General features: G+C 43.5%; 21 protein-coding genes. 7 read left to right on the plus strand and 14 right to left on the minus strand.

All coding sequences use genetic code 11. The features are described from left to right. Window positions 1–14: 14 nt before the first annotated feature. The 3 genes from ACED60_RS00080 to ACED60_RS00090 all read right to left on the minus strand — a co-directional run bounded on the left by ACED60_RS00080 (window position 15) and on the right by ACED60_RS00090 (window position 4,668). On the minus strand, window positions 15–2,771 hold the full coding sequence (locus ACED60_RS00080; RefSeq protein ID WP_135382027.1) for an immune inhibitor A domain-containing protein: 2,757 nt from the start codon (window positions 2,769–2,771) through the stop codon (window positions 15–17). A gap of 47 nt (window positions 2,772–2,818) precedes the next feature. After that, complete coding sequence (locus tag ACED60_RS00085) at window positions 2,819–3,130, minus strand: hypothetical protein (protein ID WP_371726779.1); 312 nt, start codon at window positions 3,128–3,130, stop codon at window positions 2,819–2,821. 575 nt (window positions 3,131–3,705) lie between these two features. Beyond that, window positions 3,706–4,668, minus strand: coding sequence for a hypothetical protein (locus ACED60_RS00090; protein ID WP_122047475.1), 963 nt, complete (start codon window positions 4,666–4,668; stop codon window positions 3,706–3,708). A gap of 151 nt (window positions 4,669–4,819) precedes the next feature. Here ACED60_RS00090 and ACED60_RS00095 point away from each other — a divergent pair, with 151 nt between their 5' ends. Next, a complete protein-coding gene (locus ACED60_RS00095) occupies window positions 4,820–5,287 on the plus strand; it encodes an Lrp/AsnC family transcriptional regulator (RefSeq protein ID WP_122047453.1) in 468 nt (155 codons plus the stop codon). Window positions 5,288–5,495: 208 nt separating this feature from the next. After that, the gene (locus ACED60_RS00100; protein WP_371726603.1) at window positions 5,496–7,058 is read left to right on the plus strand and encodes a methyl-accepting chemotaxis protein; all 1,563 of its coding nucleotides are present in this window, start codon (window positions 5,496–5,498) and stop codon (window positions 7,056–7,058) included. Between the two features lie 328 nt (window positions 7,059–7,386). On the opposite strand, the gene ACED60_RS00105 is transcribed toward ACED60_RS00100, so the two are convergent. Beyond that, complete coding sequence (locus tag ACED60_RS00105; protein ID WP_009844869.1) at window positions 7,387–7,842, minus strand: methylglyoxal synthase; 456 nt, start codon at window positions 7,840–7,842, stop codon at window positions 7,387–7,389. A gap of 60 nt (window positions 7,843–7,902) precedes the next feature. Beyond that, window positions 7,903–8,850 carry a TMAO reductase system periplasmic protein TorT gene (torT, locus tag ACED60_RS00110; RefSeq protein WP_231847903.1) on the minus strand — a complete coding sequence of 316 codons (948 nt, stop codon included), beginning with the start codon at window positions 8,848–8,850 and terminating at the stop codon, window positions 7,903–7,905. Between torT and ACED60_RS00115 the strand changes: the two genes are divergently transcribed. Beyond that, window positions 8,795–8,959, plus strand: a complete 165-nt coding sequence (locus ACED60_RS00115) for a hypothetical protein (protein ID WP_232281790.1) — start codon at window positions 8,795–8,797, stop codon at window positions 8,957–8,959. The genes torT and ACED60_RS00115 overlap by 56 nt on opposite strands. A gap of 64 nt (window positions 8,960–9,023) precedes the next feature. Then, window positions 9,024–12,047, plus strand: coding sequence for a TMAO reductase system sensor histidine kinase/response regulator TorS (torS, locus tag ACED60_RS00120; RefSeq protein WP_371726604.1), 3,024 nt, complete (start codon window positions 9,024–9,026; stop codon window positions 12,045–12,047). 217 nt (window positions 12,048–12,264) lie between these two features. On the opposite strand, the gene ACED60_RS00125 is transcribed toward torS, so the two are convergent. From ACED60_RS00125 to ACED60_RS00135, 3 genes are all read right to left on the minus strand, one after another. Continuing rightward, a complete protein-coding gene (locus ACED60_RS00125) occupies window positions 12,265–14,619 on the minus strand; it encodes a fatty acid cis/trans isomerase (RefSeq protein ID WP_371726605.1) in 2,355 nt (784 codons plus the stop codon). A gap of 169 nt (window positions 14,620–14,788) precedes the next feature. Next, the gene (locus ACED60_RS00130; protein WP_371726606.1) at window positions 14,789–16,453 is read right to left on the minus strand and encodes a VRR-NUC domain-containing protein; all 1,665 of its coding nucleotides are present in this window, start codon (window positions 16,451–16,453) and stop codon (window positions 14,789–14,791) included. Between the two features lie 40 nt (window positions 16,454–16,493). Next, the gene (locus ACED60_RS00135) at window positions 16,494–17,744 is read right to left on the minus strand and encodes an OFA family MFS transporter (protein ID WP_371726607.1); all 1,251 of its coding nucleotides are present in this window, start codon (window positions 17,742–17,744) and stop codon (window positions 16,494–16,496) included. Window positions 17,745–18,338: 594 nt separating this feature from the next. Here ACED60_RS00135 and ACED60_RS00140 point away from each other — a divergent pair. Then, window positions 18,339–18,719, plus strand: a complete 381-nt coding sequence (locus tag ACED60_RS00140) for an NADH:ubiquinone oxidoreductase (RefSeq protein WP_371726608.1) — start codon at window positions 18,339–18,341, stop codon at window positions 18,717–18,719. A 180-nt stretch (window positions 18,720–18,899) separates the two neighbouring features. On the opposite strand, the gene ACED60_RS00145 is transcribed toward ACED60_RS00140, so the two are convergent. Then, window positions 18,900–19,244: a YajD family HNH nuclease gene (locus ACED60_RS00145; RefSeq protein WP_004730279.1), complete on the minus strand. Its 345-nt coding sequence runs from the start codon at window positions 19,242–19,244 to the stop codon at window positions 18,900–18,902. 275 nt (window positions 19,245–19,519) lie between these two features. On the opposite strand from ACED60_RS00145, the gene yghU reads away from it, so the two are divergent. Next, a complete protein-coding gene (gene yghU, locus ACED60_RS00150; RefSeq protein WP_009844872.1) occupies window positions 19,520–20,377 on the plus strand; it encodes a glutathione-dependent disulfide-bond oxidoreductase in 858 nt (285 codons plus the stop codon). Between the two features lie 180 nt (window positions 20,378–20,557). Further along, window positions 20,558–20,881, plus strand: a complete 324-nt coding sequence (locus tag ACED60_RS00155) for a DOPA 4,5-dioxygenase family protein (protein ID WP_009844873.1) — start codon at window positions 20,558–20,560, stop codon at window positions 20,879–20,881. 108 nt (window positions 20,882–20,989) lie between these two features. On the opposite strand, the gene ACED60_RS00160 is transcribed toward ACED60_RS00155, so the two are convergent. The 5 genes from ACED60_RS00160 to ACED60_RS00180 form a co-directional block, all read right to left on the minus strand. Then, window positions 20,990–21,142: a hypothetical protein gene (locus ACED60_RS00160; RefSeq protein ID WP_009844874.1), complete on the minus strand. Its 153-nt coding sequence runs from the start codon at window positions 21,140–21,142 to the stop codon at window positions 20,990–20,992. An 88-nt stretch (window positions 21,143–21,230) separates the two neighbouring features. After that, the gene (locus ACED60_RS00165) at window positions 21,231–22,523 is read right to left on the minus strand and encodes a sensor histidine kinase (protein ID WP_371726609.1); all 1,293 of its coding nucleotides are present in this window, start codon (window positions 22,521–22,523) and stop codon (window positions 21,231–21,233) included. Continuing rightward, window positions 22,520–23,194, minus strand: coding sequence for a response regulator transcription factor (locus ACED60_RS00170; protein ID WP_371726610.1), 675 nt, complete (start codon window positions 23,192–23,194; stop codon window positions 22,520–22,522). Before ACED60_RS00170 ends, ACED60_RS00165 begins: the two co-directional genes overlap by 4 nt. A gap of 8 nt (window positions 23,195–23,202) precedes the next feature. Beyond that, window positions 23,203–24,114 (minus strand): sterol desaturase family protein, encoded by a 912-nt coding sequence (locus tag ACED60_RS00175; protein ID WP_086967786.1) that lies wholly within the window; start codon window positions 24,112–24,114, stop codon window positions 23,203–23,205. A gap of 11 nt (window positions 24,115–24,125) precedes the next feature. Beyond that, window positions 24,126–24,767, minus strand: coding sequence for a hypothetical protein (locus ACED60_RS00180; protein ID WP_371726611.1), 642 nt, complete (start codon window positions 24,765–24,767; stop codon window positions 24,126–24,128). Between the last annotated feature and the right edge of the window lie 144 nt (window positions 24,768–24,911).

The raw sequence follows: 24,911 nt of genomic DNA on the forward strand, positions 1-24,911 counted from the left end.
GAGCCTGCTATGATTTACAGGTCGACTAAAATTGTCTTAGTCGTAATCCCGCCTTGGTCATCGATTATCTTCAGTGTCACCTTGTGCTTACCGTATGAAGGGAAGATTGAAGTGAATGTACGACCTCGTTTCACCTTACCGTTTGGAAGTGTCCACTCGGTATCAACAATACGACCATCACTGTCTGAACTTGTTGACCACATGGTTACCCAGCGACCCAAGTGAATGTACTTCGCGCTTGCTTCTGGAAGAGCGTTTGGAGATTCAACACTCACTACGGAGCTGAACGAATCGGTATTGCCTTTGTCGTCGACAACAGTCAAGTTCACCGTGTATTCACCTGCTTGCTCGTAAGACCAAGTTGGTGTCACTTCGTTACTTGTTGTTCCGTTGCCCAAGTCCCATAGATAACTGGTGATCTCACCGTCTTGGTCTGAGCTAAAGTTACGTGCTGAAACGTTCAGGCCAGTGACATTAAGCTCGAAGTTCGCAGTAGGAGCGATGTTGTGTTGGCTTACTTTAGATAAGCGAACCACACCGTATTCGTTGTTGTCACTCTGATTCATAATATCGACCGCTAAACCAAACTCCGTCAGGATACGTCCTGAGTCTGGTGCTTGAGGCGATGTGTAATCTTGGTCATCCGAGAAGCTAGCATTGCCAACTAAACTGGTATCTTCGAGCACATCATTGTCGCTGTTTACAAGACGCATTGGAGTATGATCTTTGAGTGAAAACGCCGCATCACGAACTTGGTAACGAGTTTGAGCGACTTCACCGGATTTTTCCCAAGTCATTGCATTCTGGTCGGCATCGACCACACCTAACCAACCTTCACCTGGGTGTTTGCCTACCCAGTTATCAGTCAGAGATTCGTCTACGTACCAAATAATCAAACCCGGATCGAATGAGATCAGTTGGCCCATGCGTTTGATGTTGGCTAGACCCTCATCAACGTCCATGTGGCTGCGCCATTGCAACAGGTAGTAGTGTTGCGCTTGGTGGAACCCATTACTCAGCTTGTAACCATTTAGGGCGAAGGCGGAGTTGCTCTCACCATCGTCTATTAAGGTTACTTCACCATCAACGACCACACTGAGGTTATCCAAATAGAAACCTTCCATCGCCAAGCCACCATCGGTGATGTATTCAAACGAAAGCTCTACTTCTTGGCCTGCCCATTGTGAAACGTCGAACTCAGCATCAATCCAACCGCCAGATTCGCCGCCAATAGCAGGAACGAGGCCAGTATTGTACGGGTCATCCATTGAGGTGATGTTGCCGGCAATGGCTTGTCCATTCACGAGTACGCGTGCAAAGTCGTAGTCTTTCTCAATTTCATACCAAGTTTTGAACGAAAGCAGTGCAGAATCGCCGGCTGGAATCACCAACTTGCGTGTCATGCTGTTTTTCAGGTCATCGCCTTTTTGAGAGTGGAACGAATACTCACCAGCAAACGGTTTTAAACCTTCGATCTGTTTTTCTGGAAGATCCACTTTAATCATGTTCGGACGGTTGTTATCCGTTGTTTGGAACAACGTATAAACCTGTGGGTTGTCTTCTAGGTCATCAATCGAGATTTGATCATCGTTAACCCAGCGACCACCAATCGACTTCTGTAGGAAGTGTTTTGCCCAAGAGCTGAATGCCGTTGGCTGTGTGCCACCAATTTGACCAGCCCAACTGCCCGAAGACATGATTGACCAGTAAGAGACTGGTTCACCCTTGCCTGTATATTGCGTGTCGTACTCGTCTGGCAAGCCTAAATCATGGCCATACTCGTGAGCACATACACCAGCTGCAGCATCAATCGGTTGAATCGTGTAATCAAATGCTGCGTATTGGCCACCAAAGCGGTCTGGAAGCGAGCTAGAGGTGCCTTTAAGTACATGAGTGCGACCAAGGTTGAATCGGTGAGACCAAATCGCATCAGGGCCTAATACGCCACCACCGGCTTCTTCACCAACAGATGCGTGGAACACCATTAGATGATCAATCACACCATCGGGTTCACGGAAGTTTCCGTCACCGTCGTAATCGTAACGATCTTCAATATCGTAATCGGCTAGGTTGATGCTAGGATCTTGAGCCAATTGATTCAGTGCTTCGCGAACCAGTTCTTGCGCGTTGAGATCGTTGTCGGTAGTAGGGGAGTTACCCCCATAGAATGACGCAGGTTTAGAGGCGCGATACCAACCTGCAGCTTGGCCCGCAACGCTGTAACTATCACCAGATTCGCTTTGGTAATACTGACGCATCGAGATTAGGTTTTCGCCGTTTGGCCCAGTGTAGCCAGAGTTTGAAAACAACAACTCTTGATAATGTTCTGGGTTGTAGCTCTCGTAGAGCATTTGTGTGTGCTCTTCGGTCAGTTTGTTGTTATCCCAGTTCAAATCAGGGAAATCGACTAACAGAGCGAGTACTTTATCGGTACGCTTGGTGCCGACTTCTAACGCAAAGACGCTCGCCTTTTTAACACCAGATCCTTTTTCTATGGCTTTAAGTATTTTTGCTCGTTGCTCAAGTGCTTTTTTACCGAATTGAGCGTCACCTTTAAAACCGGAATTGATTTTATTCTTCAAGTAGCGGTCAAGTGCGTCGTGCTTTGCCACATCGGTTGCATCTTGGTCGACTAAGCCCTGTCTAACTAGCATTTCAATGAGTTTGTCTTCATTAACAACGCCTAAATCAATAGGTGTTTTTGCATAACTACTGACGCTAAATAGAGTAAGCATTGCTGAAGCCAACAATGTTTTTCTCATCATTTTCATTATATTTTCCTTTTATATTTCCATGTCGATATCAGTATCAACTTGCCTTATTCGGATCTGTTGTCCGAGTTTGGCCTAATACACTCTTGTGGTGTCTTATTTAACTGACGTGTGTTTGTTGTATTTTTTTTACTTTCTATCTCCTTTGTATTGGTTGTCTCTTTTCTACTTTTTAAATCAAACGGAGTGCTCTTCGCTTTTTTAGCGTTGAGATAGATACGTAAAGCTTCTTGATTTTCCTCATAGGTTAAGCTAGAACAGATAACACCTCGTTTAATCAATGACTTAAGCAATAGTTCATCGTTCTCAATAGTGGAAGCCTGTGACAGTGATGACAAAATTAGAACCATTAAAGTCATTGCTTTTATGGGTATTTTTGTAAGAATCTTAGTTGTGCGAGCCTCGGTTGTAAGAGGCGCTGTTATAAGGAGCATATTAAAAAGAGCCATCAGTTTTGATTATGTAACAAAATATATTTATAAAATTGACCAATCAAATAGATAATTATTACAAGCAATTGTTCGTTCCGATTTCAACATTTAAAGTTAATATCAAATAATGGTCGTTATTTATTTTATTATCAGCTATTTAATGAGTTTTTTTGAATGAATAGTTGATAGTTTGGATTTTAATAATATTGGTTGGGAAGTGATTATTATCTTGAGAGTACTTTATACAAGGTATGGAGTTATAAGTAATAATATGCGTTTTATATTCTCTGTGTTTAAACATTGCATTTAATAATTGAGTTATTAGTAAATACCTGTGCTGAAATTATTTTCACACGAAATATCAATAATTAGGGTGTTGAGAATGATTTTCAGTGTTTCAGGGCGTGAAATTTAACAATAGCGGAGGTGATAGGAGTACCAAGTCGTAAAAAAGAACCCGTATTTGAGTTCTTTTCCTTTTATTCTTGTTGGCGATTTACTTATTACTGAGAGACATCGCGATAAAAATACCGTTCGCAAGTGCTTGGATTCATGCGCTTAATGACGTTTGATATCACAGCGACAACCAACACCGAGAATACAAGCCTTCCCCAAAATATCGTGTAGAAATCAGCCCCGATGAGTAGGATCAACAACGTATCTTCAATTAAACTGTGGAGCAAGTTGAGCAGCATGATTGCGGTGAATACGTCTCTTGCTGAGATATGCCCTTTCTTGGCTTCATTGATTAATAAGCCGCCACCAAACGAAAGGCCGAGCGTGATTCCTATTATTGTTAGGTTTGTTGCGTCTTTGCTGATTCCCAGCACTCTTAACAATGGTCTCAGTAATACTGCCATGAGTTTCTCAATACCTAGAACCTTTAAGATCTTGAGTAACAGTAATAGTGCTGAGATTACCATGAAGATAACCGCAAAGTTCTTGAATTGTTCAAGCGCCCAACCAAGATAACTCGTGTCTCCAGATACTTCCGGTTGCCAAAGCACGGTTGCTGGGTAGTTGAGCCAGTCTCCGTATTGATAACTGAGGTTGAGTAGCCATGCCAGCACTAAGCCTCCACCCACTCTCACCGATAGGGTAGCCAGCCAGCTAACACCTGCTTTTTTGGCAATTGCGCCTTCAATTGGCAATGAGTGAGCAAGGAGCATCATGCTGCCTAAAATTGAAGCTTGAGCAACCGTTAAGGGAACATCGGAATTAATAAGGATAATTAGCCCGGCATAGATGTTGGTGAGTATGGTAGTTGCCCATACCAAGCCCATTTCTTTGGGTAATCCGACGCTTTCCATTATAGGGCTTAGCCATTCGCTAAGAATCATTATGCCGCCAAGCTCTTCGACGACTTTTATCAATATGATGATTGGAATCATGATACGGAAAAGCGTCGAAGTGACATCGAAGATTTCTTTGAGGAGCTCTTTGAAAAATTGATAGGTTGATTTCATTGCTACGACCATAACTCGTTGTGTTGTATAAAAAGATCTTACCGCGATTGTTGTGATTATTATTTCAAAAATAACTTATAAAATTACCCGTGATTTTTAAATTGTCGTAAAGTAAGAAATTATCAGTCAAAAAATCATGGTTTAAGAAATTATGGAAATAGACCGTATAGATAGAAGCATATTGGTTGAACTGCAAAAGAATAACCGGATCCCTAATCAATCGTTAGCCGAGATCGTAGGGCTATCACCTCCTGCTTGCTTAAAGCGAGTGAAACGATTGAGGCAAGAGGGCGTGATAGTCGGTGATGTATCGATCATTAATCCTGAGCTTACTGGTAGCAAGATGACCCTAGTTGTGTCCGTGGAAATGGAGCGCGACCGAGGGGATATCTATCAAATCTTTCGCCATTCTATTTCTAAGGCTGCAGAGGTCACTCAGTGCTATCAGATCTCAGGTAGCTTTGACTTTATGTTGATTGTTACAGTCACAGATATTCAAGCTTACGAAGACTTTGTTGAGCGAGTATTACGTAAAGATCTGAATATTCGCAAGTTCCATACCTCTGTCTCTATGAGAACCGTGAAATTTACCACTGCAGTTAATTTAGATGAGTCATGACTTTTAGTCAGATAGAGGTGTGAATAATTAGATCAAAGGCATAAGAGTTAGAGAAGAGACTTAGCGTTCAGGGTTTTGTGACATGCATAGGTTATTTTTGTATAAATACTAGTCATCTGTACAAAATGTTACTTTCATATTTTGTCATAACTTTAATAATTGTATATATTCCTCCGCTACAATAATAATTAACCGAAGTTAATACCAAATGACTGTCAGTTCAGCTTCTCAATCACGTGAAACGCTTCTAAGCGAAAACGAACAACTTGTCTCGACTACCGACCTTAAAGGTGTGATTACTTATAGTAATGACGCTTTTTGCCGTATTGCGGAATACAGCCAAGATGAATTACTAGGGCAACACCATAATGTTGTTAGGCATGGTGATATGCCAAAAGCGGCTTTTGCCGATATGTGGGTGAATCTAAAACAAGGCAAGGCTTGGCGCGGGATCGTAAAAAACAAGACTAAATCCGGTGGACACTACTGGGTTGATGCTTACGTTACCCCTATTTATGATGGCGGGAAGGTAAGTGGCTATCAGTCTGTTCGTGTTAAGCCGAAAAACGAATGGGTACAAGTCGCAGACAAGGCTTATCAAAGCTTATTGAAAGCTGAGACGTCAGGTCGCCAATGGTCACTACAGATCAGTGACAGTGTTCGTTACGCAGTGTTACTTGGCTCTTTGGCTGCGCCTCTGATTTCAAATCTTGTAGAAGTAGGGCAAGCATCGCAGTGGATATTGAGTCTTCTTCCTGTTTCTGCTCTAGCACTGCTTTTCCGACAAGAGCTCATTGATACACCATTACAGTTGAAAAAACTGCAATCTAAATTCGATAGTGTCAGTCGCCTTGTCTACTCAGGTAACAGTCAGTTCTCTGTTGCCGATTTTCATCTCAAGCTGATGTCTGCCCGAATTCGCACTGTGTTAGGCCGTATGACAGACTCAGCGAAACCATTGCAAGATTTAGCTGATAACCTTAATGCGACGTCATACCAAGTCACTGAAGCGCTCGATCAGCAGACAAAAGATATTCTTCAGGTACGTGAAGCAACTGAAGAGGTTGAAGTGACCGCCAATGAAGTATCTTCTCGTACAGAAGAAGCTCACCAAATTGTCGATGTTACCTTGCAAACTTGTGCTGGTGCTAAAGAGAGCATCGATCAAACCCACCGCAACCTTGAAAACTTGGCATCTCAGGCGGAGAAAGCGACGCACACGACTTACCAATTGAGCGATCAAGCGCAAAGCGTGAGCAAGATAATGGAAGAGATTGGTGGAATCGCTGAACAAACTAACTTGTTGGCACTTAACGCTGCGATTGAAGCGGCAAGAGCAGGCGAGCAAGGACGAGGCTTTGCAGTTGTTGCCGACGAAGTACGTGCTTTATCTGGACGAACGTCAAAGGCCACAGTTCAGATTAAAGAGAGCATCGATACCATGCTGGCGACGATTGAAAGCTGGCAGAAAGATATTCTGGCGAACAGAGACCAAACCGACGCGTGTGGTGATGTTGCGAAGGTGAGCGCAGAGCGTTTATCTGAAGTTGAAAATCTAATGCAATCGATGAATGAACTGATGCAATCTGTTGAAAGCTCTGCTCATAAACAACGTGAACTATCGAGCGAAGTAAACCTACATATGCAGTCTATCGCTTCTACCGCAGAGCAAAACCTGGTTGCAACACATTCTGTGAAAGACCACTCCACAGAGCTAAAAGAGCAAGTGAATGAGTTCTATCATTTAGCGAAGCGCTTCGAAGAAAAATAGCAGTTAGATTTTAGAAGCATGAAAAATAAGAGAAGCCTTGCGAAACTAGCAAGGCTTTTTTGTGGATCAAAAGAATCGTTTTCAGAAACAGAAAAGCCCCCAATAATTGATGTCCAACTATTGGGGGCAGTTCATAATGCAGGCTCTTTAGTGTGTTTAGCCGAACCCTTCGGGCAGCGTTTGCTAGCCATTTCTACTACGTTATCGGCTTCTCATGTAGGCTAGCTACACATCAAAGCCTCTGCCTTGTAGAAATCCCCAGCAATTCGCTGCAAAAATCAGCTCGAAAGATCAACACGCCCTAGTAAAGGGCTAATTTAACGTGTGATTATGTGCGCTCTGCCAAGTATGCTTCGTAGTCTGGGATCTCAATGATCACTTCTTCTTCAAGCAATGAAGAGTTAAACAGGAAGTTAGCGGTAGCGCGGTTGGTTGCTACAGGGATGTTCCAAACACTTGCGATACGAAGCAGTGCTTTTACGTCCGGGTCGTGTGGTACGGCATTTAATGGATCCCAGAAGAAAATCATCATATCGATCTTGCCTTCAGAGATAAGGGCACCAAGTTGTTGGTCACCGCCCATTGGGCCGCTGATCATGCTCTTAATCGCTAAGCCTGTTTCTTTACTGAGTAGAGAACCTGTCGTGCCCGTTGCATAAAGGAAGTGCTTTTGTAGTTTTTCTTTGTTCTCTTTGACCCATCTTAATAGCTCAGGTTTGAAATGGTCATGAGCGACCAAAGCGATGTTCTTATGCGTTGGCATAGTACGCGTCGTTTTTTGCATGGATGTTCCCTAAATGATTGATTCGTTTTTATTGTTTTGAGTTCTTTAGTCAATATAGCACTAAGGATTCACACTGAATACCGGGCGAAACTCAGAAGGTGACAATGAGTCAGCGATAATTTGATCTTTGAGTGTTGCGGGTGTCAGTGCCTCAATCATGGGTGCGCTATGTTTTTCATAAGGTTGACCACGCAAGTAATGGGTGGCTTGCTTTACCGACAAGCGACCTTGTTCAACCATTTTATCTGTTGGTGCAAAAAGCACCTTGTTACGAAGCAAACCGCGGTAGATTCCGTGACTTAAGTAACTTGAAATTAACCCAATCTCTTTGGTTTTACCCGCAGCTCTTAGTTCACTTATCGCAGCTTCAATCGCGACTGCACTTCCGACAATATATTGAATATCCGGTTGTTCGATGACTTGTTGTACCAAGTTTCTTTGCAGTTCTTTATCGTTGTCTGCCCAATAGCTGATCGCGATTTTGATATCGCTCGATTTGATTGCATCATAAAACCCGAGCGCCACAGGTTTAGTGCCACCGCTTGCTTGTGGGCCAAGTAATAGGGCGATAGGTGTTTCTCCTGACCCTTTTGGATGTCTTTTCGACAAAAACTCTCCGACTTGGAAGCCCATTTGATACCAGTCGACACCGACCGTGCCTTTTAATACTCTTTGTTGCTCTTTATTGACGGTTAACTCATTGACTGTGGCAAACACAGGGGTTGCTCCGACCCAGTTGGTCAGGTTCTCATGGTAAGCGTCAGGCGAAACTGTGCCTAAAATAATGGCATCAGCCCCCCATTGCGTGCAAAGCACCAGTTGTGAGGCCTGTTTGGCTACGTTGGGGTAACCGCCAGCTTCCAAAACTCTAAGTTCGACTTGTTGCTTTTCTGCTTCTGAGACCATTCCGTAGTTAACCGATAACCAATAAGAGTCTTTTAGGTGCGGATAAATGGCACAAATTTTTTCTTTTTGTGATGTGGCTTCTGCCGGTTTTATTGGGCTCAAAGGCTCACTAGCACTTACTACAGTGGTGACTGATGCTAGTAATGAGAGAAGAATTTTTGAAGTTAAAGGTCTAGATAGCATGAATTGCCGTTTTATTGGTTTTAGATAAGAAACACTGCAAAATATAGCGTATTCTGCATGGGTAAAGAAGAACGTTTTAAGGTTTAGAGTTTATGTTGTTAGCTTCAGCGAGTATTGGACGCAAGCTACTGGCCTCATTCTTAGTGATGGCCCTGTTGGTTTTATTGTCTGCATTGATCGGTGTTTCTGGTTTTAGCTTTGTAGCAAAGACTGAAAGAAACGTCGTCGATTCTGCTCTTCCTGCCATGATCGAAGCTCGTCAAGTATCTGAGTTGAGTAACCGTATTATTTCGTCGGTACAAACGCTTTCTAATGCGAGAAATGAAGCAGAAAGAAAAGAAGCGGGCACTATGTTGTTCGGTCAACTTGAGTCGCTTCTTCAGCATATCAAAGAACTTGGCGTCGACAGTTTTGATTCCCAACTTCTTAATAAACTCGAAAACAATGTCCAAAGTGTTATTAATACACTGGCTGAGTTGGGCGTGTCAGTTGAACGTAAGCTTTGGTTAAACAAGGAACTGTCTTCTCGTGTTGAAGAGATGCGTCTACTTGCGGAAGAGCTAGAGCAGCTAACCCGAACCCAAGTGTTGAACACGGCCACCATCGCAGTTGCCAACGTCACACACATCTATGACCTACTAGAAACTAAGCAAACTGATAAAGCCTACCAAGCCTTAGATGCGCTTGTTGAGGTTGACCTTGATTTGTCCGAACGCTTGCACGAATTACATTTGTTGGCGTACAAAATGCTTAATCAAATTGAAGAAACGCAGACTGTCACTAACGTTGAACGTATTCATCAAATCCAATCTGAGTTTGAATCTAATCTAAGAATTATGGCGCGCCGTGTGAAAGCGGTCGAAGATCCGACTCGTTCAGCGCAGATGTCTCAGCTTCTTGAAGAATTAAGAAAACGCCAAGTCGTGTTCGATATATCGCTAGAACAATATGAGAACACCAAAAAATCTGAATTTTTGATGCAAAATACGCTGGAGCTGTTTTCGCAACTGAATACAACGGTTAACCAATTGATCGATGATTCGAATCTAAGTACCAAAAAAGCGGTTGATGAGCTAACTAGCACGCTGAATCTAGCTCAATGGTCGTTGTCGGTGATTTCAGTTATTGGCTTGGTTATCGTTGCCGTTATTGTGTGGCGAGTTGTTTATATCTCGGTGGTTAAACGTCTTACTGAATACTCTTCAGCTTTGATGTCTATCGCTCAGGGGCGTCTGAATATCGATATCTCGGTTAAAGGTAATGATGAACTGGCTCATATGGGTGAGGCTATTATTACAGCGAGAAATACGGCACAGGCGCTACAAGTGGTTGCCGTTGGAGAAGCGAAGGCGAAACGTGAGCTCGAAGAACATAAAGAGCACTTAGAAGAATTGGTCACCGACCGAACTTATCAACTGCAAAAAACCAATGAGAAGTTGAATGTCGAGGTGGAAAATCACGCTAAGGCTCGTAATGCCGCAGAACAAGCAAGCCGGGCTAAGTCCGCCTTCCTCGCGACGATGAGCCATGAAATACGAACACCGATGAATGGTGTGTTAGGTACGGCTCGATTACTTAAAGATACTGGGCTAGATCCTTTGCAATCGGGTTATGCCGATATCATTAACCGCAGCGGCAAGAATCTTCTCGCCATTTTGAATGACGTGCTTGATTATTCAAAGATAGAAGCGGGGCATTTAGAAATACGCACGGCTTCGTTTGATCTCTACCAAATGGTTAAAGATACCTACCAACTAATGGAGGGACGTGCTGCTGAAAAGAAACTTAATTTCGATTTCCATATTGAAAGTAACGTACAACGTTATTGGCGTGGTGATGTAACACGAATCAGCCAAATTTTGAATAATCTGGTTGGCAATGCGATTAAGTTTACTGAAACAGGCTCAGTCGATATCTTTATCAGCTTAGATATAGAAGATGAAAATCGAGTGATGTTTGAAGTGTCAGACACGGGGGTTGGCATTGATAGCAAAGAGCAAGCTTGTCTGTTTGATGCATTCACCCAAACCGGTAGTGGTCGCAATAAAACTGGTGGCACAGGGCTAGGACTAGCGATCAGCAAAAGTATCATGCAGGCAATGAACGGTGATATTGGTGTTCATTCCGAAGAAGGTGAAGGGAGCCAATTCTGGTTCTCAGTACCTTTGTTCGCGGGTGAGAAGATTGAAACGAAAGCACCGACTATTGAAGCTTGTATCCGTGCCAAAGTATTGTTGATTGAAGATAACCCTGTTAACTGCATTGTTGCTGAAGGGTTTCTGAATAATCTAGGCCATGACGTTGTGATGGCGACAACAGGAGAAGAGGCCAGAGCTATATTCAGTGAGCAGGCGTTTGATATTGCGTTGGTAGACATCAATCTACCCGATTGTGATGGCATAGAGCTGATTCAACAGTTAAAAGCGATTCTAGAACAAACGTCCACGGCTGAGCCGCTAAATATACCCCCTATGGTGGCGGTGTCGGCGCATGTATTCAATGAAGAAGTCGAGAGCTATTTAGCATCAGGGTTCGATGGTTTCTTGCCTAAGCCGTTGGAGAAAGAGGCTCTTTCTCAGCTCATCGTTACTCAACTCGATGGTAAAGCACTGTTGTTACCACAGCCTGATCCGAACGATGCTGTTTGCAAACAAAACTATAAACGCGTTATTGAGAGTAACAGTGATGAACGGAACGCCACACAGGTGGCTGATGTTTTGGCTAATCACACGGCTACCATTCATGCTCAATATGATACCCAAGACCGAGGAGATGCTCCGGTGAAATTGATTGATTCCAAAGTGATAGAGGGTGATCTGTCGATTCTTGGATTAGAGAAAATGAAACAGATCGTTGCGCTGTTTGATGAAAGCAGTGACCTGACCTTGAATGAATTAGCTGAGGCGAGTCAAGCGGATGATGGACGAGAAGTGAAGTCCTTGGCGCACAAACTTAAAGGGTCGGCGGGTAGTTTGGGTCTATCAGCACTGTACAGCTTGTGTCAGAGCATTGAAGCAAGCGAAGAACCATTATTGCAGTATCGAGATAACGACCAAGCTTTATCGGAACTAGTTAGAGATTCGTTGAAGGCACTTGTGCCCTATGTTTCCGTTTAACGATGTGAGCCTGTTTTAAGCTTATACCTAATCTGCAAGCTAAATAAAAAATCCTCTGAACGACTATTCGTCAGAGGATTTTTTTTAGCATGTGTACCAATGGTTCTCTAAGAAAGACTCACCAACATTCCAAGCAATATAGCCGACGCTCGAGGCAATATAGTCAATGCTCAAAAGCTAGAATCAAGGTATACCGTTTACTCGCTATCTATTTTTACTATCTATTCTCAAAACGGTTGTAATCCAATAAACCAAACTCAATCGGTTGATCTTGTTGATACCAACGGTGAACTCGGTCGCTGAATGGCCAAAACTCAGGCGAACTGCGTCGTACTGCAAACTTATCCAGTAACGCGACGTAATCTTTTTCTGTGTCCAAGCTTTGCAGTGCTTTAACCAGAGTCGGTATATCGCGCTCAGTTAATGACAGATAAGCGGCAGGGTAGCTACCTATAACCCCACGTACCAGTGTTAAGTCGTCATTGGCGTAATCTCGATTACCCTCTTCATTGAACAGGCTTGAAATGTTGCTGTGAGCGTTATTGTGAATCATAGTGAACAGCTGCTCATCGCCGCTCTCGCTTTCAATCATGATCGTCACTAATTGAGGCACATGACGCAGACCAACTCCCTTAATCAAATTCACTTGTTTGAGCAGAGCTTCGTTTTTCCGACTGAACCCTGTTTCGACAATATCAAAGCGATTATCGAGGATCGGCGCGAGCTTATCTTTGATCATATTAAGCAGTTCACGCTTAGGATTTGTCGTTTTGTATATCACGTTGGTTGGCTGGTCAAAAGGTGCAATATTACGCTGCAAGTAGTCGCTCAACTGTGAGCTTTGGTTTTCATACCAACTTGAGTGTTCAATGTGTCGTACGTCTTTTGGAAGAAGGGTCAAGAAGTTACTCTCACCCTCAAGGCGCAAGAAGTCCATAAACATGCGGGTAATCAGTTGGTGGCCGAAGTTACCGTAGACATCAAAACCAGCAACGAGAAGGTAATGGATACGTTCTAGAAGGGCGTAATCAAGAATCCACGCTGTCTTGGGTTGTGGGCCAACTAAACCTTGAACAACTGAAGCGCTATCAAAGTGTCTAAAGATAGTAAGCGCGGCATTACGGTTCGTGCCATTGCCATCCCAAATGATATCTGTGTCTAGATTTACTCCGCTATCAAACCATTGATTGGTGAAGTCTGATTTTGCGTTAAGGTATCGAGCTTGTTGCTTCGCGTAGCTCACCCAGCTTGTGACAGGGACAGTGTTGCTTTCTAGTTCACTAGGCAGCTTTAGGTTTTGCTTCTGGTTGGCATAAAACTGATTAATTTCAGGCAGATCTGCTTTATCAGGATCGATGAATAGTACCCAGAATCTATCATTGATCACGTTGAGTGCGAGCTGCCCGCGACACACCGGCCCCTTGATAAAGGCCATGATGGTGTTTTGTGCAGTGTCCAGCATGAAATGGAAGCGCGAGTTCACCGGAAGAGCTTCAAACGAAGTCATTGGATTCGCCGCGACGTCAATCGCGTAGCTAGGAAGTTGTTTGACAGCGTAACGAGCATCCACAAACCATGTGTTCCAATTGTTCAGGCGTTCTTCATTTAATGCGAAAGGCATGTGTGTTTTGTGGACGATGGTGCCTTGCTCTGGAATCAGGCGATAATAAACCCGATCCACTTTTGGATCGTCGTAAGGTCGACGACTCGTGATGCGTTGAACCGCTTCACCTGGAGGTGTCGCAGAACGAACCAAGGTGAAGAAGCGTGTTGGCTGAGCTAAATCAGAGAAGTAGAGGTGTGATAGAAACAGATGTTCATAGATATAACGTGCTGAAAGCTGGCTTTTATTGTCACTCTTATTGAGAAAGCTCTCGTAGATATCAACGAGCTCTTGTTCCGCATCATTCAGTGGAATATGGTCGTTCATTAACGCGCCATTTTCCAACCAGCTCATTAAAGTCGCGTATTCCGTTTTATCTAAGTTCGGCATTCCATAAGGCATTCCCCACGTCGGGTAATCTCTTTCGTATTGAGCGTACTCTTCAATGGTCGGACACTGTTGGTCGCGATCGGTTGAAAAGTCGAAGCCTTCAAGTTGCGTTTGATCTGGAAGAGGGTGGTTTTCTTTTTGCATCAACATACGAGAAACAAGCCCAGCATCAAGGTTAGCCGTTGAATTCTGCATACGTTCGTTAAGCACTGGATGAAAATCCGCATCACGCCACTCTTGTGTGGTTATCGCGTCTTCAAACAGGCGGGTAGGGGCTGAGGCGGTTAAACGGGTGCCTTGATAAACGAGTGCCTTACTCGCCCCTCGGTCGATACCTTCAACTGATGACATTTTGAGCTGGCAAGGTGCATCATAACAAGCGTGGCAAACAACACAGCGGCTATCAATGATAGGTTTGACTTCGTCAATGAAATGCTGTGCTTGAGATGAAAGAATCGGCGCTTGGCGATCTCGGACTTGTTGTTCACCAAAGAGCTGATCGAAGTTCAACCCCGCGTAGACGGCACAACCTGAGAAGACGCTAACAAAAGCTAAAATGAAGAGTTTTTTCAAATTCATACGTATTAAAGATTAGGCATTTTCTCTAATTATATCGAAAATGATTGAAAAAGCTCATGTTCTGACTATTTTATAGATAAGATATTGATGTAAGTTATTTACTAGAGACTAGAGACTAGAGACTAGAGACTAGAGACTAGAGACTAGAGACTAGAGACTAGGCAACTATCTAATGATTGACGTAGCAAACCGAGAATGGAACAGATAATCGCTCGAACTCTTTGATCCATCGCCACTGGTTGTCTTGCAATTTATCGCCGGGCCCTTTGACCTCAATCCAATGAAATTCATCGTCCTTGAACGCAATCAAATCCGGCATCCCAGTTCTAAATAGCTTTAGCTCACTGAGCATCACTTTGAATAGCTCGACGATTAAGGCGTTCGGAATAGCCTCCATACTGTGCTCAATGAGTGCTTGAGGGAAATGGTTCCAATGAACGAATGGATTTGCGATACCGTATTTCTGGTCGTAGATATCAAGCAATTGGTTTAGTCCTTGCTCGGATATGGTTTGAAACGCAGCCTGGATCTGTTTAACTCGTTTGTCTACGAAATTTGAATGGTATAGATCCAGAGGGCGATGTTGGTAGCGATTGATAAATGCGCCCTCAACGTCTGCGAAAATCACTTCCCAAAAGGCTAAGCCAAACAATCCACATAAAAAACTGTTCTCTGAAAAGTAGACTTCCCAACCTTGGTTTTCCAAGTGTTGCTTCACCGCAAGTTCAACTCGCGTTTGGCTGAGGTCTAATTCCAGTTTTATCTCTTTGCAGCTCGGTTTTATGGTTCGAGAAACTTTGTGGCCCTGTTTCCGTAGTAGCCTGTTTTCAAGCTTAATAGCGACTTCCTGCTCTGATACATCCGATGGATTCGCTTTCATTTTCGTGACAATGTCACACATTAAGTTTAGCTCATCTTGCTTGTCATAGATGCGTGCAAGTCGTTCTCTGCTTGGGGGACGTACGGATTGTTTGAACCAAAAGACAGCTTGATCGTTTTGGTTGAGCCTTTCTAGATCGCGAGCGATATCATTGATCAAACGCGATCGTTTTCTGGCAATGCTTCTGTGCTCTGATTCTTCAGGAATCGAGTTTAAAATCTGCTCCAGAAACTCACCGTCTTTGCGGTCCCCTTCTGAATACAAGCGTTGAATATCACGTATCTGGAGCAGTTGATTGAGCTGTTCTCTAGAGGTGAAGAAACGACGCTGTTTACTTAATGGGTAGTTTTCGAAGGTGTTGAGTCCAAGATCGCTAAGAACGAATTGGCTTAGGTCTTGATAAGTATTGGCAAAGAACAGTAGCAGCAAGACATCAATAACTTCAGATTTGACAACGTAAATACAATCGAACGACAAGTTTCGGAACTTATTAAAAGGTTGGTGATCGAGCAAAGCCAAGAGTTCGTCTTTCTTCGCTGTCTTATAGTTCATAAGAAATGGAAATGCGCTGAACAGTTCTGGTTTAGTCAGTAGATGTAATCCTAATTCGAGATCATTAATGACAAGATTATGTTGTTCGGTAGGGTGGCTTAACGCAATGAAGTTCGATGTGTTTAGCTCTTGTAGGGCGTTTTTCAGATCTGGAATTTCAGCATAGTCGAGCTTATCACTTCGAAACCAGCAGCCTTTGCGAGAAAGCAAACGAATCATTAGACACTGGCTTGCGACTGAAAGACGTTTGTATTCAGACAACCAACGGCATTCATCGTCACTCAGCAGATCTGGATAGAGTGTTTGAGCGTGTTCAATCAGTCGATTGAAGTTGTCGAGATAATAAGTAGGGGAGAGCTGAGGAGTGGTTTCTATCGTCAATGGATTAGTCGCTTGATACAAAAAGAGCCTAACCCTAAGGTTAAGCTCTTTCTATTTTTAATCAATCGAGAACTGAGTTAAGCGCTTGCTTAAGTTCTGTTGCTTTCGCTTCTGAGATTGGTTTAGTCACGATAGCTAGAACAATACACACGGCCATCATAGCAGCAGAGATTGTGTAAGCTAGGCCGTAACCTTCGCCATTCGTCATTGAGTAACCAACAACCGCAGCACCGATAGCACCACCGATACCCCATGCCGTGTAAAGCACGCCGTAGTTCGTACCGTAGTTTTTCAGGCCGTAGAATTCCGCAGTTAGTGTTGGGAATACTGCTAGAAGTGTACCGTAACCAACAGCTGCGATAGCCGTACCAATGATTAGCGTAAATTCAGAGTTGAACGTAGCGAATAGAGCCATGTTCGCACCTTGAAGGATGAACGCTAAAAGTAGAGTACGTACGCCACCGATTTTATCTGCAAGCATACCAGCAGCAACACGACCGCCTGAGTTGAATACAGCAAGGATAGACGCTAGGTAAACCGCGTTTGGTAGGTTCGCTTGAACGCTAGCAATCGTAGTGATGTTACCGATGATCATAAGACCAACAGAAGCAGCAAATGCGTACATGATCCATAGAGAGTAGAACTGAGGAGTCTTCAGCATTACTTTCCATGTTAGGTCTTCAGTCTTCTTAACCGCTTTAGGTGCTTGGCCTTCTTTTACTTTAGGCTCAGCTGGCGTGTAATCCGCTGGTGGGTTGTTGATCGTTGCCGCTAGAGGTACTGCGATTGCAAGTACACCAACACCAAGAATCATAAAGCTTGTTTGGATACCCATGCTATCGATTAGCGCAGAAGTTAGTGGTGCTAGGTAAATAGCAGCAAGACCGAAGCCTGCAGCGATTAGACCGTTAACCATACCTTTCTTAGAAGAATGGAACCATTTCATTGCTGATGGAGAAAGACATGCGTAACCGAAGCCGATACCAGCACCTGTCATCACGCCAAACGTTAGGTTTAGCATCATAGGAGTCGTAGCGAAACCAGAAGCAATCATACCTAGGCCAGTAAGCGCTGTACCAAGAATAAGGATCTTACGTGGACCCATACGGTCTTGTAGGATGCCTGCAACAAGAAGACAAACAGAGAATGTGATAGTTGCAATAGCGTAAGGTGAAGATGCTTCAGCAGCACTCCAACCAGCTTCAGTAACTAGCGCCTTGTTAAATACACTCCAAGCATACAGGATGCCAAGACAAAGGTTGATACAGAAGCCTGCTAGCAGGATACGTGATGCTTTATCAATCTTGCTCATTTTTATTCTCAGTTTTGTCGTTGGTCAGTGGTGAGCCACTTAACTAAAGACGGGTTATTGTGATTGTTTCTTCAAAATTAGTTTGCGTTTATCAACAGACAACGCAAAAGAGCGCGGATTATAACCAATAAAAATGTGATTGGAATCTCTTTTTCCATTTTCGGTAAATAAACTCAAAATTGTTAATGGGTTGTTTTTTGTTGGTTTGTAAGTTGTGTTTAATACCTTTCTATTTTGTTCTTTTTAGCGTGGCGGGCTTATTTTTTAAGGGATTCTTCGATACACATTTCAGATTGTCCACGTATCCCGTGCGGATATCACAGAGTTACGAATTATTTTAAATATTTTCCAAGGTTAATTTTGTGTAACAAAATAAATCGAAATGACGCTTTATTCATATGAGACAAGGGTTAACGGAGGTTTATTAAAAACAGTATGTTAAATGATTGTTAATTTGGGTTTTTGTTAGCACCATTGCTTACATTTTGTTCAACTTGAGGGGTTGTGTTGAACAAAAAAAGTGGGAAAATAGTACGCAAACTGAGATTCCAAATTTGAAAGGATGCGTTTCCAACCTATGGTGAGGCGAGTATTATGAAACTGTTTTTAATTTTATTGATGTCAATTTCTGGTGGTGTAGCGGCAGCTGACCATATTCACTCTTTCCTATTCGGCTTCTATATTGCGGCGTTAGCAGTTGGTAGTTGTTACTGGCTGACATTCCGTAGCACGCGTTTCCCACAGTTGGCATTAATGCTATTGATGTGTGGCTTTTTTGCAAAAATTGCAGTGACCGTTATCGGTGTTTCTTGGGGTATCTCAAACGATATCATTCAATCGCCGTTCATTTTCTCATTGTCATACCTTTTCTTCTTGGTCGTAGTGACTTACGTTTGGTTTGCATACCGCGATAAGTTGACGCTTAAAAAGCGCGCTAAGCAGGTAGAAGAGTCTCGCAAACAAGCCGCTGTATAATTCAGAATTCTAAAAAGGAGCCTTCTTCGGAAGGCTCTTTTTGATCTGGCCTCTCTTAACTCTATTATTTGGTTATGATTGCAGATAAAAGAAACCCCAGTATGGTGACATACTGGGGTTTCTTGTTATTTATCTATTATCTAGCCGCTATCATTTAGCAAAGACCGTTCTTAACGCGTGTTACTTCTTCATCAACTTCGCTAGATCGGCGAAAGGGTTGTGGGTCGCTGATTGGTGGTCGTCTAAACGAGCCTTGGCATCAACGCCATAACGGTCATGGTCTGTGTATTTTGAGTGTTCATGATCGTGACAGTAAAGGCACAATAGTTCCCAGTTACTTCCGTCTTCAGGGTTGTTTGTATGGTCGTGATCGACGTGGTGAACGGTCAGCTCTCTTAAGTTCGAGTAAACAAATTCACGCGCGCACTTACCACAAACCCATGGGTACAGTTTCAGTGCTTTTTCACGGTAGCCTTTCTCTTGGCGAGCGTACGCTGCACTCGAGCCTGTGTAATCAGAAGACATTGCCAAATCCTTATCAATTGTAATCTCCCGATTTTATCACAGCTTTCTTTGACCTGTAGGCATGTCGTGACTAAATCATGTTTCGTACTAACCGTTCTGTGGCTTAGGTTTGATTGGGCACTTATCTTTTACGTGTGCTATCTCATAAATCAGGTTATTTCTTTCTGGAATAAGCCATGCTTAACAGTTTGAAAAGAAATTGTATTTAGGGGTTTTAACCAAGGGAGCGTGACCTAATATCAGTTAAAGCTACCCTATATTAATAAGGAAATATCATGTCAGAACAATACACACCGCCAAAAGTTTGGGTTAACGATACTGATGGTGGTAACAAGTGGGCAAATATCAATAGTCCTGAATCTGGCGCTCGCTTTGATAAAGAGCTTCCTGTTGGTGACCATGCTTTCCAATTGTATTCTCTTGGTACACCTAACGGTCAAAAAGTCACTATCTTGCTGGAAGAGTTGTTAGCGGCAGGTGTTAAAGAAGCTGAATATGATGCGTATTTGATTAACATTGGTGAAGCTGAACAGTTCTCTTCTGGTTTTGTTGGAGTGAATCCAAACTCCAAAATACCGGCACTGGTTGATAAGTCTGGTGCTGAAGACGTGAATGTTTTCGAATCGGCATCTATCTTGATGCACTTAGCTGAAAAGTTTGGTCACTTCTTGCCAAAAGAAGGGGCAGCGAGAACACAAACCATTAACTGGTTGTTCTGGGCTCAAGGTTCAGCACCATTCCTAGGTGGTGGTTTTGGTCACTTCTACGCTTACGCTGATGAAAAGCAAGAGTACCCGATTAACCGTTTTGCGATGGAAGCTAAGCGTCAGTTAGACGTGTTAGACAAACAACTCGCCAATAGCGATTTTGTAGCAGGAGAAGAGCTAAGCATCGCTGATATCGCGATTTGGCCTTGGTATGGCAACCTTGTGCTAGGAAAAATCTACGATGCCGCTGAGTTTCTACAGGTTGAGTCTTACACCAACGTTGTGCGCTGGGCGAAGCAACTAGAAGCGCGCGAAGGTTTCCAACGAGGTCGAGTAGTGAACCGTTCATTTGGCGAAGAGTGGGAGCAAGTACCAGAGCGCCATTCCGCAGAAGATATCGACCGTGTTTTAAAGCTTAAGCCTTAGTCGCTTCAAAATTAACTCGCTGTACATAACTAGAGTTTGTTTTTGATTACTTCGAATAACAGACTCTAGTTTTCTCATTTCAAATTGATCCTTCCGAAAGCAAGCTCACCTATTTAGATTTAGCTATTAAAGGCGGTTTAGGTATAAACTTGCGACATCATAATTCTAAAGGATGGTGCCATGTACCACGGTCATATCTATTTCCCTCTGCGCTTTGCAGAGCAAGCAGAAACACTGCGTCAGAAAATCCTCTCAGAGCGTAAAGATGTGTTAGAGACTTTCCCATTAATACAGCGTTTGGTTGGTCCGCATAAGATGCCGATGTTTGAGATTCACTTTGCGAACAAAGAGTCGGGCATTGTTGAATGGCTTGAAAAAGAACGCGGTGACATGTCGGTGCTTATTCACCCGGTAACAGGCGGTGAAGAAACGCTAGACCACACAGTACGTGCGACTTGGCTTGGCCGTGAGCTCGGTGTGTTTGAATATACATTAAGTAGCTAATTTAATTTGCGCCCGACGGTTTGTAGCTAACCAATGTTCTGAATAAACATAGCTGCTGTCGGGTGTATCAAAGCTCACTAATTTTCGAACGATTTCCTTTTTAAATACCTAGCTTCTCCAGCTATTTCCGAGTAACAGCGATACCGCTACCGACACGCCTAATGCGATTAGGATATTAGGTAAGTAAAGACCCCAAATCGCGACACAAACCGCCACGGTTACCACAGCCCATAACAGTGTTTCTAAAATCCAAGTACCCATAAAATAACTCCTAACTAGATTGTGCGACTAGCATAACCAAGCAAGGGTAAACTTTTGGTCACCATCAAATAACCATTTGGGCAAATTGCTACAGTATGACTTTAACGATGAACTCATTGTTGTTGGTTTTATGAGTAAACTGCCAACCTTGGTTCTGACAAACGCGATCAATGAGCTCTAGTCCGATACCAAAAGAGGTTTGTTGTTCAGAGTCGTTTGCTAGGTTTTCATCTTCCAAACGGTTGGTTACCTCAAACTGATGTTCTGTCAGTGTGATGCTGATATCTCCGCTACCACCATGTTGAAATGCATTTCGGATTAAGTTGGTGAGTACAACCTCAGTTAACTCGCGCGGCAGAGTATGTTCTTCTTGCTCAACCTTGGTTTGAATGTCCACTTCTTTGTTTTTTAAAAGATAACGTTGGCTTTCGATAATGTTATTGAGCAGGGGAGTCAGCTTGACTTGCTCATAGTTGGTTTCCATCTCGTTATTACGGCTCATCCATAGCAGAGTTGTCACTAAGGCTTTCATGTTGGTGGCTGAGCGTTGGATTCGTGCGACGGCTCGTTGGCCGCTGTTGGGAATACTTTCAGACAACCGCACCAGCATATCGCCACTGGCTGAAATAGTGGCAATCGGTGTTCTTAACTCGTGGCTAGCTGCTCTTAAGAAAAAGCTCTCACGCTCATTGGCCTGACGCTCACCTTGTACGCTCTTAACAAGCTGCGAAGCCAACTGGTCGATTTCTTTGTATCGAAACTGAGTCAGCCCTTCAGTGTCGTCCACATCCAGAGATTCAGACCATTTTGATAGCGTAATAATCGGTTTGGTGACTCGGTGTATCAAAAGGCGAATGATCAAAAACACCAAGAGTAAAAGGGCGCCGATGGCAATGAAGGCATTGTTAATTTGGTTCACGGAATCGGGTGGGTTGAGCTCGAACAGATTCAAGTAGAGGGCTTCATCGTACTCAGAAATGATGTACAAGGCTTCGTCTTTACCAGAAACTTGATGTTTGGCGGCATAGAGGTATTGCCCTGATTTATTGTTAGGTGAAGGCTGGTAATGATCATAAATAGCGTCGTTATCAAACGCTTTCCAATCAAAGGCTTGTTGAAATTTAGCGGGCAGCTCCGAATAGGTTAGAAAGGCTTGGAATGTCGGGTTTTGATAGTCTGGTAATTGCCCTGTTTCGATGTAACGTTGTTCTGCGACTTCCAATTCATACAAGAATCCATATTTTGCCGATTCATTAAGGCCAATGTGGTAGCTCTGTGAAACCATCAAACTGTAGATGGCAGTCAGCAGCACGACGATGCCAAATAAATAGAGGTAGATGTCGCGCTTAATACTGACTCGGTTCATGTTTGCCTGTTTCATGACTGCTCCTCATGCAAGACCACGCCAATACCATGAACCGTGTGGATTAGCTTTGAGTCAAAGGGCGCATCAACCACTTGTCGAAGTTTAAACAAGTGCGCCTTCATACTATCCGAACTTGGCATTTCATCTTCCCATGCTTCTTCAAGCTTGGCTTTGCTCACCACGTTAGGGCTGTTTCGCACTAACATCACAAGCATTCGCCAACAAACTGGGGACAGCTTCAATAGCTTGCTGTCTCTAACAGCTTGGTGCTTGTCCAAGTCCAGTTTGAGGTCTGCCACAGACAGTGACGTCACGGAGCCTTGAGCGCGGCGCACTAGTGCCATCAACCGTACTTTGAGTTCTTCCATCGCAAAAGGCTTCACTAGATAGTCATCCGAACCTACCTCGAACCCCGCGATCTTGTCTTCTAATGTGTCTCTTGCCGTTAACATGAGAATCGGAGTGGTCACGCCTTGTTGTCGAAGAGATTGACAGACATCAAGCCCATCCATTTTAGGCATGTTGATGTCCGTTAAGATGATGTCATAACGCCCCTCTAAAGCGAGATTTAGGCCCGCGCTGCCATTGTAAGCAAAATCGAATTCGAACCCATCGAGTTCCATATAGTCTGCAATGGCTTCTGCCAAGTCGCTGTCGTCTTCAATCAACAGGGCGTTAATGCTCATAAGTGTCCTTACTTTGTTTCTCGTTCTCTTTTCCAGGCCCAGATAGGCGGCTGAATAAGAAGTTGTAGTCGGTAGTTCCAATTTGGCGCATGCCATAACTGTTGGCACAGTTTAACGTAGCCGTGGAAATATACCTTAAATGGGTTCACAGAGTTGATTCTCGGGAACACGCCATATCTGACTTCTTCCTCTTCTTTAGCGAAGGTACCGAACATCTTGTCCCAAATAATGAAGATGCCTGCATAGTTCTTATCAAGATACTGCTTGTTGGTTGCGTGATGCACTCGGTGGTGTGAAGGCGTATTAAATACCGCTTCAACTGGGCGAGGCAAGCGTTTAACGGTTTCGGTGTGCAGCAGTGTTTGAAACAGTTGAACAAAGGTTTCACACATCAGAACCACAAACGGATTAAAGCCGAGCAGAATTAACGGCAAGTGGAAGAAGAACGGGAAGAACCAATCCAAAGGCCCAAAGCGGTAAGCGACCGAGATATTAAAGTAAGGCGAGCTATGGTGAACTGAGTGCGTTCCCCATGCTAAACCGTTGCTGTGCAAGAATCGGTGCTCCCAGTAGTACGCGAGATCGGCCAAGATCAAGCAACCCAGAATTGTCCAACCGGATATCGGTAGCTGAGTTAGGCTGAAATTCTCGTAGGCGTAAACAAACGCGCCGACATAGGCTAACCCGACAAAGAAAACGGTAACCAACAAGAAGAACAGAGTGACTAAGTTAGTCGCGCTGTCTCCCAACATATTCCAGCTGAGTTTTTTCTTAAAGGCATAGCGGATAAGCTCAAAGATAAACAGAGCCAGAGCAAGCAGCAGAAAATTATCATCTACCCAAGTTTCGGTTAGGATGATGCTCGTTTCTGTGAATGTTTGAGAGAGAAAATTCCCAATGCTATCCATAGTGAAATCCATAACTAAATCCTTTACTGGTTGTTCTTATAATAGACGTATAACTCGCTAGAATCTGGCAACCCATGCTGATTGAGTTGGTGGTGCTCTATAACCATGTCCACTTCTTTTAATATCGCGATACCTTCCCAAGCTTGTGCTAATTCCTGTTCGGTATGTTCGCCTTTACCTAGTAGAAGCGTGCCTTTGACTTTGTTCGGGAGCTTAATTAAGAGCTTGTTTTTATTTAATTTTGATTGCTGAGTCGGGAAGCCAATCATGATTGTTGCTTCGCTGAAATCTAAGCTGATGTCTTGATAGACGACGATGACTTGCTGTTGCTGTGCGACCTCTTCGTCATCGGATTCGAGGTTCTGGTAGAAATCCACCCATAGGTTTGGCACGTCTTCTAAAGGAATTGTCTTACTCAAACCTTGCAGATAAGTCGTGTTTGCAGTGACTTGTGGTTTTACCTCTACGGGCTTAGTTGCTTCTGATTGAGCTATTACTGATTGAGTTACTGCCGTCTCAGCTGTTGATGCCTTTTTAATTGGCTGTGCTGTCGAATTAATTGGCTGCTCCGTCGAAGCATCCGCAACCGCTGGCTGAATATGTAATACCCCCCAGACAACACCAGTAATACCGACTGTCGTGAGTAATGAAGCGAATAATTTCATGCTCTTTCCTTGTTGTTCATTTTTCTTATCAAGGACAATAAAGGAGGCGAGGTAAACAAAAGGTAACCGAGCTAGTGACTAAGCGAGTCTGTCGTCTAATTTGTTAATACAGCAATTTGGGACACTTTTTTCCATGTTGGATTG

It is taken from the genome of Vibrio sp. 1F279, assembly GCF_041439815.1.
GTDB classification, from domain to species: domain Bacteria; phylum Pseudomonadota; class Gammaproteobacteria; order Enterobacterales; family Vibrionaceae; genus Vibrio; species Vibrio tasmaniensis_A.

What these genes read in the sequence shown, in the direction of transcription:
- ACED60_RS00080 (WP_135382027.1), bottom strand. Translation starts at nt 2,771, where the DNA reads ATGAAAATGATGAGAAAAACATTGTTGGCTTCAGCAATGCTTACTCTA.
- torS (WP_371726604.1), top strand. Translation starts at nt 9,024, where the DNA reads ATGTTGTTAGCTTCAGCGAGTATTGGACGCAAGCTACTGGCCTCATTC.
- ACED60_RS00115 (WP_232281790.1), top strand. Translation starts at nt 8,795, where the DNA reads ATGGCACAAATTTTTTCTTTTTGTGATGTGGCTTCTGCCGGTTTTATT.
- ACED60_RS00155 (WP_009844873.1), top strand. Translation starts at nt 20,558, where the DNA reads ATGTACCACGGTCATATCTATTTCCCTCTGCGCTTTGCAGAGCAAGCA.
- ACED60_RS00170 (WP_371726610.1), bottom strand. Translation starts at nt 23,194, where the DNA reads ATGAGCATTAACGCCCTGTTGATTGAAGACGACAGCGACTTGGCAGAA.
- ACED60_RS00085 (WP_371726779.1), bottom strand. Translation starts at nt 3,130, where the DNA reads ATGACTTTAATGGTTCTAATTTTGTCATCACTGTCACAGGCTTCCACT.
- ACED60_RS00180 (WP_371726611.1), bottom strand. Translation starts at nt 24,767, where the DNA reads ATGAAATTATTCGCTTCATTACTCACGACAGTCGGTATTACTGGTGTT.
- ACED60_RS00135 (WP_371726607.1), bottom strand. Translation starts at nt 17,744, where the DNA reads ATGAGCAAGATTGATAAAGCATCACGTATCCTGCTAGCAGGCTTCTGT.
- ACED60_RS00160 (WP_009844874.1), bottom strand. Translation starts at nt 21,142, where the DNA reads ATGGGTACTTGGATTTTAGAAACACTGTTATGGGCTGTGGTAACCGTG.
- ACED60_RS00175 (WP_086967786.1), bottom strand. Translation starts at nt 24,114, where the DNA reads ATGGATTTCACTATGGATAGCATTGGGAATTTTCTCTCTCAAACATTC.
- ACED60_RS00100 (WP_371726603.1), top strand. Translation starts at nt 5,496, where the DNA reads ATGACTGTCAGTTCAGCTTCTCAATCACGTGAAACGCTTCTAAGCGAA.
- ACED60_RS00125 (WP_371726605.1), bottom strand. Translation starts at nt 14,619, where the DNA reads ATGAATTTGAAAAAACTCTTCATTTTAGCTTTTGTTAGCGTCTTCTCA.
- ACED60_RS00095 (WP_122047453.1), top strand. Translation starts at nt 4,820, where the DNA reads ATGGAAATAGACCGTATAGATAGAAGCATATTGGTTGAACTGCAAAAG.
- yghU (WP_009844872.1), top strand. Translation starts at nt 19,520, where the DNA reads ATGTCAGAACAATACACACCGCCAAAAGTTTGGGTTAACGATACTGAT.
- ACED60_RS00140 (WP_371726608.1), top strand. Translation starts at nt 18,339, where the DNA reads ATGAAACTGTTTTTAATTTTATTGATGTCAATTTCTGGTGGTGTAGCG.
- ACED60_RS00105 (WP_009844869.1), bottom strand. Translation starts at nt 7,842, where the DNA reads ATGCAAAAAACGACGCGTACTATGCCAACGCATAAGAACATCGCTTTG.
- ACED60_RS00145 (WP_004730279.1), bottom strand. Translation starts at nt 19,244, where the DNA reads ATGTCTTCTGATTACACAGGCTCGAGTGCAGCGTACGCTCGCCAAGAG.
- ACED60_RS00165 (WP_371726609.1), bottom strand. Translation starts at nt 22,523, where the DNA reads ATGAAACAGGCAAACATGAACCGAGTCAGTATTAAGCGCGACATCTAC.
- ACED60_RS00090 (WP_122047475.1), bottom strand. Translation starts at nt 4,668, where the DNA reads ATGAAATCAACCTATCAATTTTTCAAAGAGCTCCTCAAAGAAATCTTC.